The organism is Faecalibacillus sp. MSK20_93 (assembly GCF_020589945.1).
GTDB lineage: Bacteria > Bacillota_I > Bacilli_A > Erysipelotrichales > Coprobacillaceae > Faecalibacillus > Faecalibacillus intestinalis.
Map to the genome: position 1 here is coordinate 1 of NZ_JAJDKA010000071.1, position 12,235 is coordinate 12,235.

General features: G+C 28.0%; 12 protein-coding genes. 1 reads left to right on the plus strand and 11 read right to left on the minus strand.

Features of this window, described 5'->3' with window-relative positions; translation table 11 throughout:
- Window positions 1-27 precede the first annotated feature (27 nt).
- The 9 genes from LJD34_RS14335 to LJD34_RS14375 all read right to left on the minus strand — a co-directional run bounded on the left by LJD34_RS14335 (window position 28) and on the right by LJD34_RS14375 (window position 9,970).
- Window positions 28-471, minus strand: coding sequence for a helix-turn-helix domain-containing protein (locus tag LJD34_RS14335; RefSeq protein ID WP_227360222.1), 444 nt, complete (start codon window positions 469-471; stop codon window positions 28-30).
- A gap of 79 nt (window positions 472-550) precedes the next feature.
- A complete protein-coding gene (locus LJD34_RS14340; protein WP_227360223.1) occupies window positions 551-1,423 on the minus strand; it encodes a ribokinase in 873 nt (290 codons plus the stop codon).
- A gap of 98 nt (window positions 1,424-1,521) precedes the next feature.
- Window positions 1,522-2,139, minus strand: a complete 618-nt coding sequence (locus LJD34_RS14345; protein WP_227360224.1) for an SMI1/KNR4 family protein — start codon at window positions 2,137-2,139, stop codon at window positions 1,522-1,524.
- A gap of 13 nt (window positions 2,140-2,152) precedes the next feature.
- Complete coding sequence (locus LJD34_RS14350) at window positions 2,153-2,737, minus strand: L-2-amino-thiazoline-4-carboxylic acid hydrolase (RefSeq protein ID WP_227360225.1); 585 nt, start codon at window positions 2,735-2,737, stop codon at window positions 2,153-2,155.
- A gap of 326 nt (window positions 2,738-3,063) precedes the next feature.
- Window positions 3,064-4,494, minus strand: coding sequence for a 6-phospho-beta-glucosidase (locus LJD34_RS14355; RefSeq protein WP_227360226.1), 1,431 nt, complete (start codon window positions 4,492-4,494; stop codon window positions 3,064-3,066).
- A gap of 1 nt (window position 4,495) precedes the next feature.
- On the minus strand, window positions 4,496-5,830 hold the full coding sequence (locus LJD34_RS14360; protein WP_227360227.1) for a PTS sugar transporter subunit IIC: 1,335 nt from the start codon (window positions 5,828-5,830) through the stop codon (window positions 4,496-4,498).
- Window positions 5,831-6,136 carry a PTS sugar transporter subunit IIB gene (locus LJD34_RS14365; RefSeq protein WP_032090807.1) on the minus strand — a complete coding sequence of 102 codons (306 nt, stop codon included), beginning with the start codon at window positions 6,134-6,136 and terminating at the stop codon, window positions 5,831-5,833.
- Between the two features lie 324 nt (window positions 6,137-6,460).
- On the minus strand, window positions 6,461-9,055 hold the full coding sequence (locus LJD34_RS14370) for a PRD domain-containing protein (RefSeq protein ID WP_227360228.1): 2,595 nt from the start codon (window positions 9,053-9,055) through the stop codon (window positions 6,461-6,463).
- A 102-nt stretch (window positions 9,056-9,157) separates the two neighbouring features.
- Complete coding sequence (locus tag LJD34_RS14375) at window positions 9,158-9,970, minus strand: MerR family transcriptional regulator (protein ID WP_117459891.1); 813 nt, start codon at window positions 9,968-9,970, stop codon at window positions 9,158-9,160.
- A 194-nt stretch (window positions 9,971-10,164) separates the two neighbouring features.
- Between LJD34_RS14375 and LJD34_RS14380 the strand changes: the two genes are divergently transcribed.
- Window positions 10,165-10,917: an SDR family NAD(P)-dependent oxidoreductase gene (locus tag LJD34_RS14380; protein WP_117459894.1), complete on the plus strand. Its 753-nt coding sequence runs from the start codon at window positions 10,165-10,167 to the stop codon at window positions 10,915-10,917.
- Between the two features lie 288 nt (window positions 10,918-11,205).
- Here LJD34_RS14380 and rpsI read toward each other — a convergent pair whose 3' ends face one another.
- Window positions 11,206-11,598, minus strand: coding sequence for a 30S ribosomal protein S9 (gene rpsI / locus LJD34_RS14385; protein ID WP_022002675.1), 393 nt, complete (start codon window positions 11,596-11,598; stop codon window positions 11,206-11,208).
- An 11-nt stretch (window positions 11,599-11,609) separates the two neighbouring features.
- The gene (gene rplM, locus LJD34_RS14390; protein WP_022002676.1) at window positions 11,610-12,047 is read right to left on the minus strand and encodes a 50S ribosomal protein L13; all 438 of its coding nucleotides are present in this window, start codon (window positions 12,045-12,047) and stop codon (window positions 11,610-11,612) included.
- Window positions 12,048-12,235 lie beyond the last annotated feature (188 nt).

The following is a 12,235-nucleotide window of genomic DNA, read 5'->3' on the forward strand; positions in this document are numbered from 1 at the left end:
TCTATAAAAATTAGTTCCTATTTTCTCTTATTTCCAGTTTCTGCTTGCAATTCGGTCTTCTTTAATCATTGTTTCTACAGTTGTTGTCGTTTCACTATTAGAAATACTTATAAAAGTTCCTATATTTAGGATGACTAATAAAATACCAAAAATAACGATTATCAATAAAATGATAGCTATTGTCTTCATTATTTTTTTATAACGTCTATTTTTTATTGTTAGTTGTTCATTTATTTTAGCTAATTGTTTAACAATCTCACTTTGATCTGTTGTTGTAATTTGACCATCAAGAAGAATATTCACATCTGTTTCTAATACGTTTGCTATTTTAGAAAGCATATCTACATCAGGCAATGAAAGTCCCTTTTCCCATTTACTAACAGTCTGTCTAACAACATTCAATTTTTCAGCGAGTATTTCTTGCGTATAACCTTTATCTTTTCTTATTTTCTTTAGGTTTTCAGCAAACATTCCTCTATCCTCCTTTATTAAGATAAACACATCTTATATAAAAGTAGTTGTTGCTTCAAGCAACACATATTAACATTCTTTATTTTACTTCATCATAACTTGGAATTGAGTCAACTGCACCAAATCTTGTCACCGCAATTGCACTTGCTTTTGTTGCTAAGTTTGCTGATTCAACTAAAGAGAATCCTTCAAGAATTCCTTTTACAAAATAACCAATATAAGTATCTCCTGCACCTGTTGTATCTATTGCATTAACTTTCATTGCTTCTACTTTGACATCTTCATTGTTTGTTAAAACTCTGCTTCCGTCTTTTCCCATTGTAAAAAGAATATTTGTATGTGGATATTTTTGTTTTAACACTTGTAGCATCTTTTCATAATTTTCTTCACCGCTTAAAGCAGCACTTTCTGTTTCATTGACTACAAGCCATGTTACTTTTTCAATTGGATAATTTTGAATTGATTCATCATAAGGAGCTGCATTGAAAAAAATCTTCATTTCTTTTTCATAACAGCGATCAATAATATAAGGTACATTATTGATTTCATTTTGTAAAACAACCACATCACCCGTTGAAAAATGAGATAAAACCTCAACAATATATTCAAAATCAATCTCTTTATTTGTTCCACCATATAAAAGAATATGATTTTGACCACTTTGATCAACTTCAATAATAGCATGTCCTGTTGGCTTATTTGAAATTTTTAAATAATCAATATTCACATTCTTTCCTACAAGCGCATCTTTTAATAGAGTGCCATCATTTCCAATAATTCCTGCAAAATACGTTTCATTTCCTGCAAGAGACATTGCAATTGCTTGATTAACGCCTTTTCCACCACATTTAACTGTATATTCAAGACATCCTTGTGTTTCTCCTGGTACTGTAAAATGATTGACTTTATATACATGATCCAAATTAGCGGATCCAAAACATAATACTTTCATAAATCCTCCATAACTTCTTATTTTTGTTTATATTATAAACATTCTCTTCTTTTTATAAAAGAAAAAGAAGTATTTAGATTTTTATATAAATACTTCTTTTAATCATTTCTAAATTCATAACATTCTGGAAAAGATGTTTGTTCAATATATGTATCCGCTTTTGAAATATAAATATCTTTCATTATTACATAAGGTAGAGTATTGACCTTTTTATAAAGAAGACCTGTACTTATATTTAAAAAAAATATTCTTTTAGTTTCAGCTAAAAATTTTAATTTTTCTTTTGGTAATTTTATAATATATACTTTCCCTAAATCACTATTATCATCTTCTTCAAACATCTTACATCCCTCATTTATCCATAATCTAAAATCAAACCATTCATCAGGATCAGAAATACCAATTGATCCTGCATCTAAAAAGCCACACAATGTAGCATCTTTTGTTGCCTTTATAACAAGTTCCCAGTCTCCATTATCATTACCAATACTTATATATTCTGGCATATTATTAGAAAAATCATGACATTTGTACATTTCTATCATTTCTTTTGTACTATAAAAAACATATCCATTTAATACCGCACCATTTGTTATTTTTAAAAATTCTTTATAGACATCTGGCAATATACCCTTTATTTGATTATTTACTAAATGAATATCTTCATCAATTGCTGGTTTATTTTTTTCAATGAATTCAATATTTTTTAAATCCATAAAATCACATCATCTATTTCTTAAAGAAATGAAAATTACAACAATCTCCACCATAACCTAAAGTCTTTGTACGCGTAAATCCAATCTTTTTTAAACCACCATAAGTCACATCATCCACATCACAAAACAAATGACACAACTCTTCACAGCCATTTTCCTTGCATGCTGTATGCCATAAACATTTAGTAATCGTAACATCATAATAATCTTTACCATAGCTTTGAGTGTTTTCTTGTAAATCTGTTGTACGCATGATTTTTAAAAAAATAAAACTATAAATTTTATAAAACCCAGGCACTAATTCCATTTTAGCTATAGATGCATGTTTTTTGGCTGCAATTTTATCAATCATATATTTTCTCATATATTGATAGACATCTTCTTTTGAAAATTCTTCGTTCAATAAGACTTTATATAAAGCAATTCGTGGTAGAATTGTTTGAATAAGTGTTTTCATTTGATTTTCTGTTTTATCTTTTGTTTTTTTAATAATTTTATAAAGTTCTTTTTCTTGTTTATCAAATATTTCATTTCCTTTATTTGGACCAAATTCTTCGATTAAATATGATTTTACTTGTTTTTGTTGTTTGATTTTCATTATAAATACACCTCTTTTATACAATCATATTATAACGTCATTATAAAAGAAAAAGAAGTATTCAAACTTTTTACAAAGTTCAAATACTTCTCTAGATATCTCATAAAAGTTATTACTAACGTTTTGAGAACTCCAATTCCTTATAAAATGAGGGTATTTAGATGATTTTGTTGCATACAAGTTTCGTTACAAAAGCTACTCAAATATACTATTTAAAACTTATCCTGTAAATTAAATGCTTTTATATAAAGAAAATATCATACTTATTCGTATGATATCCTCTATTATTCAGTTTTATATATTATTAAGGAAGAAAAATTATAAAACTAATCTAGATCTTCGCCATTTGTTTCAATGACTTTTTTATACCAATAAAACGATTTTTTTCGATATCTATTCATCGTTCCATGGCCTTCATCATCTAAATCTACATAAATAAATCCATATCTTTTTGACATTTGACAAGATGAAGCACTTAATAAATCAATGCATCCCCATGTTGTATATCCCATTAAATCAACGCCATCTATAATAACAGCATCCTTTAATGCTTTAATATGTTCTCGATAATACTCAATATGTCTTTCATCATTGATTTCTTTACCTTCGACATATACTTCATTTGTTCCTGTACCATTTTCAACAATAAATAATGGTTTTTGATAACGATCATAATACATATTCAATGTATTACGTAAACCCATTGGATCATCTTGTCTTTTATATAAAATTTCACCTAAGTACGGATTTTTTAAAGTAGCAAGGGGATTATTTTTAATCTCTTCATTGAGTTTTTCGTCACCACTAACAACATGTGTTGCATAATATGAAAATGAAAGAAAATCAATCGTATTATTTTTAAGAATTTCTTTATCATCATCTTCAAATGGAATAGTTATTCCTTTTCTTTCTAATTCTCTTAATTTATATGATGGATAGTACCCTCTCGCCTGTACATCACAGAAAAAGAATGCATCTCTATTTTTTGTAATTGTTGCAAATACATCTTGAGGATGACATGTATATGGATACCATGTACCTCCTGCAAACATATTCCCAATTTTATTTGTTGGATCAATTTCATGACCAATTTTTACTGCCCACGCACTTGCTAATAAAATATGATGAGCTGCATTATATAACTGTTGTTCTTTATCTTCATTTGGCTCAATAACAACACCTGCTGATAAATAAGGCAAAATTAATGTATCATTAATTTCATTAAAGGTAAGCCAATAATGTACAATACCTTTATATCTTTTAAATAAAACTGTTGCATATTTCTTATAGAAATCAACCATTTTTCTACTTTTAAAACCACCATATTCTTTTACTAAATAAAGTGGAAAATCGTAATGAGAAATCGTTACTAAAGGTTCAATGTGATATTTTTTTAATTCTTTAAAAACATCATCATAAAATTGTAATCCTTTTTCATTCGGTCTTTCTTCATCCCCTCGAGGAAATATTCTTGACCATGAAATAGATAATCTTAAAACCTTAAATCCCATTTCCGCAAATAATGCAATATCTTCTTTATAACGATGATAGAAATCTATCCCATTTAAAACCGGATATTTTTCATCTTCTTTAAAAGATAAATCTTGTACATTTCCAAACATATATTGAAAACGATTTTTTCCATTTGGAACTACATCCATGTTAGCAAGACCTCTACCATCTTCATTATAGCCACCTTCTACTTGATTAGCAGCTATTGCTCCACCCCATAAGAAATCTTTTGGTAAGGTTCTCACTTTATGCTTCCTCCTCAGCTAATTTTGCAGCTTCTTCTTTCTTGCATAAAGAATGATCATAAGCTACAAAGAATGGATACCAAATAGCTAATGTTAATGGAATCATTAGAGCAATAAAAATGAATACTCTCCAATCTAAACAATAAACAAATAGACTTAGGAAAACAGGATAAGTCCCACTAATTAATAAATAAGGTGCTGTCAATAAACCAAATGAACATGCTAACCAGTAAAGAATGGCTACGATTAATCCATTAGCGATGAAAGGAAGCATTAATACAGGATTAAACATAATTGGTGCTCCAAATAATGCTGGTTCTGAAATTCTAAAAATACTAGGCACAATTGTTGCTTTCCCAAAAGCTTTTAATTGTTGTGATTTTGCTTTCCAACAAGATAAAATACATAGTCCAAGAGTATTTCCTGTTCCTCCTAAAAAACCAATACCTAATGTCATAAAGATAGGATGAAAAATTGGTGCTTGTCCTTTTGCAACTAATGCTGCATTTGCTGTAAAAGCTGCTGTTGTAATTGGAGCAGTAAGTGCCATAGTAACCATTTGTCCATGCACTCCACAACACCATAATAACAACATAAATGCACATAAGAATATTGAACCAGGAACAGAGTTAACTGCTGCAACTGGTGTTGCTAAAACTTTTTCAATAAGCGCTGGAATTGACATTCCTAAATAATTACTACTTAATAAACTTAAAATATAGAATATAGAAACATTGATAACCATAGGTACAATTGTTCTAAACGAATTTGTTAATGCTGGAGGACAAATTTCTGGCAAACGAATTGTAATATTGTGTACTTCACAAAATCTTGTGATTTCTACTGTTAATAAAGCAACAATAATAGCAGTAAATAATCCTTGTGCACCTAAATATGTACAATTCATTAATAATGGAGTTGTTCCATCCGCTAAAGCTAAATAATTTGCTGGTGCTGCAACTAATAGAAAAACAACAAGTGCAGTTAAACCATTAGTAATACCTTTCATTGAATATGAAGTTGCTAAATTATCAGCAATAACAAAGGTAACTGCTAATGCTAATAATCCCATTGACATATTGTATGGAACTAAAATAGCCATTTTATACTTAGTAGCAAAATTAAACCATCCAGAAAAAATTGACCAAACACCACCAGATTTAACCATGTCTGCAGTTACTGGTGGATTAGCAATAACCATAAATACTGCCCCAACAAAGATTAATGGTAATACTGTCATAAAACCTTTTTGCATTGCAGATAAATGTCTTTGTTCACCTAACTTATCAGCGATTGGAGACATTTTATCTTCAACAAAGTGCATAAACTTATCCATTTACTTTCCCTCCTTTATCATTCTTTTTACTTCTTTTATAATATTTTCAACATTCCCTAAAGCATAATCTGAAGGATTAATAACAGCTGAAGGTCGATCAGTTACTGCTTTTTGAACATCTTTAATTTTATATCTCATTTGTGGTCCCACTAATAAGACATCATAATCTTTATAAACACTTAAATAATCATCAATTGGAATTGCTTTAACTTCTAAATCTTCGTTATTTTGTTCTGCCCATTGATTCATCTTATTCATTAAAATACCAGTTGATAAACCATTAGCACACATTAATAATATTTTCATAAATCTTCCCTCTCTTTAAATTTGCTAATATCAAGTAAATTGAATATTTGATCGATCATTTGTTCCTTTTTACTTAGCAACTGTAGTATAAAATGTAACCGCTTTTTATTCAAATAGCATATTTTATCTCTTTTCCTTTCATTTATACACTATTTTTTTAATTTATACACTTTTTCTTCTTTATCATTTATTTTCTTCGTTAAACTGTTTATTTACAAGCAATAAAATTATTTATCTTTTTATTACTCTTAAATATTTTTTATACACTTTATACACTAATAAATAAAAAATAGCTTACTTTACAATAAGCTATTAAAATAAGTATTAAATTTCTTTAATAATCGTAATTAAACTTGCAATATCAGAATCAGAAAATTGAATATGAAAAGGTTCTTCTATCATTTCTACTAAATCATATAAATATTCGTATGTTTTTTTATGTGTTGAAATTATATTTTTATAATTATATTTTTTAGGAATCGGTGCATTATCAACCAAGCTACAGATAACACCACTAAGATGCATAATAAGACCTATCTTTTTATCATAGGATAATTGATATTGACAATCTAATTCTTGAATAAATTCTGGTAATACTTTTTTCAAAATATCAATATCAATATTCGGTGCTTGTTTTTCAATATTTTTAAATATTAATGAATATTTTATTTTCTTTTTAATGACAATGTCTTGATTAGAACTTGAAATTAATAGTGATAATTTATCTAATGGTGTATTAAATAATTGAGTTACAGATATAAATTTAATGCCATATAATTGAGGATCAAATGATCCCATTGTACATAAAATATTATACGATTTTCTCAATTCATTAATTTTAAACAATAATTCTTTATGATTATTCATTGATAATGGAACAATATCAATATCTTGTAATTCTAATGAATCTTCTAGGTATTTTTTTATTTGTATAGCACCACCTTCGCCATTCATACATAAAGTGATAATAACATTTTTCTTTTTTTGTCGATGATAGTTTTCAACAATTGATGGAAAATAATGTTGATAACTTTGTTCTAATTCAGACATAATATCATCTAAATCATCATTGCTGCTCATCTTTTTTACGGTTTCTAAAGCAATCATTGTGGAAGGTGCAGCAATAAAGCGGATATCTATACCTGTTTCTTTAGAAATCAATTTACCCATAATTTTTACAGAACCCATGTCATAGATAAGTAATACACCTTTACCTCTATTAATTTTTTCAATCAATGATTTCATTTCTTCATAAGCCATTTGCATTTTCTTTTCTAATAAAAGATCGTATGAATAAACACTATTACTATTTGACATTTGTTTAACAACATTAGTAAGGGAACTTGCTACATTTTTTCCATGCATAGCAATTAACAATACAGGTTTATTTTCGCTTTCTTTTAATTGATTCAAAAGTAAAATCAAAACAATAGTTATTGCTTCATCTAACGGTATATCTATTTTATATTTCTTTTCTAAATGTTCTATTAATTTTAAACTTAGTATATATTCTTCTTGATATTTATTTACTATTTGATTTAAATCAAAATTAATTTGTTCATTTTGCTTATTATTTATTATTTTTGTTAAATGAAGAGATAAAACAATAAAGACTTCTTGCGGGAAAACTCGTTTTAATTTTTGTGATGAACTATCTAAGAATTCTTTTACAATATTTATAATTTCTTGTGGAATATATTTACTAATATTCAATTCATTTATTTTCTCTTTATCAATGTATTGTCTATAACTTGATATTAATTGATTGTATTTATTTTTTAACAAAAGGGATTTATCAACTAATGATGTATCTTGTTTTTCAAGATGTTCATAAACAGCAGAAGTACTTTCCTTTATTTTTATTTTTTCAATAGAATCTTTTGAATAATAATATAAAAAATCATGTGAAATAAGTCTATTTATCTCTGTCGATTTTTCTTTATAAAAAATAAAGCCTTTTTTTACATAGATTGGAAAATCATCAAGATAGACATAGACATTTGAATTATTATCTAAATTTTTCAAAAAAGCATGTGAACATGCACTAGAAATATCGTTTACAAGTTGTTTTATATTATTTTTACAATGATAAAGTAATAAGCATTCTAATGTTTCAGGTTCTATAACAATCGACTTATCTATTTTTCTTGCTTCTTTTTTAAAACATCCCTGAACTAATTCCATCCTTTCAACCAATCCTCTTTTATCTAAAGAAGGCAAATCAATTTTTATTGATATATTATCGAGAGCATTACTTTTTAAATCATTTTCATTAAAGCAATCCGATGACAAAACAACCATAAAGTTATTTTCTTTTAGTGAACTCATTTCAATTAAATCATATATAATTGATTTATATTTTTCTGGTATTAAATGAACATTATCAAAATAAACCATTCCGTTTTTCGCCTTTTCTAAAGCAGCTTTTCCATAATCAATAAATAAATTCTTAATCATAGTTTCATCATTCATAAAGTATTTACAATTTAGTTTCACTAATTGACCATTTTCATTATATTTATCTTTAGAAAATTCATATATTTTTTTAGCAAGTAAACTTTTACCTGTACCACTTTCCCCTGACAATAAAATAACCGGTTTTTTACCAGGATATAAAAGTGTTGATTTAATATCTTGAATAGACTTAGCAAGGCTTCCATTAAATCCTATTAGTTGATTAAATATAGAATCGTCTTCATCTAATTTATTATGTATTTTATAAAGTACCGGTCTCCCAGCTATTTTTTCTAATTTATTTTCTCTAACTAATTCATTCAAAATAGCTGATAAATTAGAACGTTGAATATTTAAATGACTTGCTAATTCTTTTGTTGAAAACACCATTTTAGAGGGATCGTTTTGATCTTTTTTTGTAGATAATTTATCAATATAAAAAAGAACCTCATATTTCTTTTTCATAAAATTTCTCCTTTTCTAAATATATTCATATTATAAAACAAAAAAAGAAATATGCACACTTTTATAAAGTCTACATATTTTTCATATTCTCTATTCAACTATTTATTTCAATTCTATAGGTACTTTAACTTTTGCATAACGTACTTTTTTACCGTTCTCTTGAAAATAGTAATTTGGATAAGTTGCTGTCGCAATTCCACAAGATTTAATATTACGTTTTTTCAAATAAATAGATATATCTTTAAAAATTTCAGTATTTGGATATTCCCAGTTCTCATTAATAACAACTGTATTTAAACAATGTTGTCTTGGCATAACTCTTGCATCTTTTAAAAATTCTTGAGGAAGTTGATTATAAATAATTTCGGGTATCACAAAAAACCACTCTGTTACACTTTGTGAAGAATCATATTGTTTTACATCTGTTACTTGTGCTTGACTAATGAATGGGAGATATTCAAATAATTTTGCATAATATCTTGGATCATCTTTAGTAAAACAAAATTCTGATTGAGAAATTTTCGCATAAGGTAATAAATAACATTTAGGTTCAACAGTGATCCAATAGTTCCCAATATTATAAAAATCTGTTTCTGACTCAACCTTTAAAGTTGTTAAATAATCTATAAGATTTTTAGTTTCCTTTACTTCTGATTCTAATTCACAAATTTTATTATTTAAAATATCCGTTACTTTAGAAACAGGTATACCTTCAACATACTCTACTGATTCTTTCATAGAATACCCTATCTTTCGATTATATAAACATGCTAATAATGAAATAACATCTTTATTATCTAAATCACGATAGTTGTTTTGACTTATTCTTTTTGGATAAATCACTCCTTCTTTTTCATAATAACGTATTGTATCTGTAGATATGCCTAACAATTTAGCAGCTTCACTAATTTTCATAATATGATCTCCTTAACATTAAAGTTAGTCCAATGTTTTATTGATATAAAATTATATCATACAAGATTTATTTCTTCAATTTTGTGTATTTTTAGAAGATAATGTACCTAAATTAGATAAATAAGCCATCCTTGACTATAGAGTTACTCCATAAATTATAATTTATATATAATCAAATATTTGGAGGTAGAAAAATGGAAAATCGTGTTGTATTAGTTACTGGTGGAGCAAGTGGAATTGGAAAAGGTATGGTTCGTATGTTTGCTGATAGAGGTTGCCAAGTTATTATTTTTGATGTTCAGGATGACAAAGGAGAAACTTTAGCAAAAGAATTATGTGATCAAGGAAAAAAGGTTGTTTATAAACATGTAAATTTATTTGATATTGATGAAATCAAAAATGCCTATGTATGGATAAAAGAACAATTTGGAAAATTAGATTATGCTATGAATAATGCAGGATTTGGTATTCCAGCAAAGCCACTTGATGAATGTACCAGTGAAGAAGTTAATAAAGTAATTGGAATTTGTTTAATTGCTGTTACAAATTGTATGATTGAAGAAATAAAAATAATGAAAGAAAATGGTTTTGGGCGTATTGTCAATACGACATCTGGTGCTGGATTATTAGGAATCAAAGGAAACTCAGTTTATTGTGCAGCTAAGCATGGTGTTGTGGGTGTTACAAAAGCAGCTGCTCTTGATTACGCAACATCTAATATTACTATTAATGCTATCGCACCAGGAACTATCGAAACTGAATTAGTAAATTCACTCAAAGAAATCGCTCCCGATGCTTATAAACAAGCAGAAGAATCAAATCCAAGTGGTCATTTAGGAAAGCCAGAAGATATTGCTAATGCTGCAGTATTCTTATGTGAAGATGCATCATCTTTTATAAACGGTGTTGTACTTCCTGTTGATAGTGGTTGCGTAGCTGGAAAATAATAAAACTAAATTCGCACAAAGGTATTGAATTATATTATATTCATAAATGCTTTGTTTTTCAAAACAACTAACTCTAAAAGTTAGAAAAGGTAAGGATCTCTCTCATCCTTACCTTTTCGTTTTGATGCAATTGTTCTCTAATTTGCGATCAAATTAGAGCATTACATATTTTAATATGCAAGTTCATTTCAAAGCATAGTAAACATTGTACTCATTTTCATTTTACAAAAAAACCCAAATCGAAATATCGATTTGAGTTTTTTGAATTTCTCTGAATAAACGTATAAATTAACGTTTTGAGAATTGTGGAGCACGACGTGCTTTTTTAAGACCATATTTTTTACGTTCTTTAACACGTGAATCACGAGTTAAGAATCCTGCAGCTTTTAATGTTGGTCTGTAATCGTCACCAGCTTGTAATAAAGCTCTAGCAACACCATGACGGATTGCACCAGCTTGTCCTGAGTACCCTCCACCATAAACATTAACAGTTACATCAAATTTGTCTTTAGTGTTTGTTAATTCTAATGGTTGATTAACGATCATGTTTAATACGTCTGATGCTAAATATTCTCTAGCTTCTTTTCCATTAATAACGAAGTTTCCTGTACCTGGTGTTAAGATAACACGTGCTACAGAAGATTTTCTTCTACCTGTTCCTCTATATTGTACGTTTGCCATTATCTTTCACCTTACCCTTTCACTTTCATTTCTACTGGATTTTGTGCTGCATGAGGATGTTTATCACCAGCATAAACAAATAATTTCATTCCTTGTTTTCTACCTAAAGTGTTATGTGGTAACATACCTTTAACTGCTGCTTCAACAAATCCTGTTGGATTTTGTTCTAAGAATTGTTTAGCTGTCTTAACTTTAAGACCACCTAACCATCCTGAGTGACGGTAATATTTAGTGTTTTCTAATTTTTTACCTGTCATAACTACTTTGTCAGCATTGATAATGATTACATAATCACCAGTATCAACATGTGGTGTGTAAGTAGGTTTATTTTTCCCTCTTAACACTGTAGCAACTTCTGAAGCTAAACGACCTAATGTTTGTCCAGCTGCGTCAACTACATACCATTTTCTTTCGATTGTGGCAGCATTTGCCATTGTTGTTTGTCTCATCTTTTTCTTTTCTCCTTTGTTTATCCTTACCGGGGACTTTAAAAGGTTTTTGCCTATGAAACCTTTTTAATTATATGAAATCACAATATCAATGTCAACAAAATAATGCGACAAAATCGAATATTTTTTATTCCCTGTATTGTAAAATGAAACTGGAATTAAGGAATTGATAACAAGGGGCATGCCCC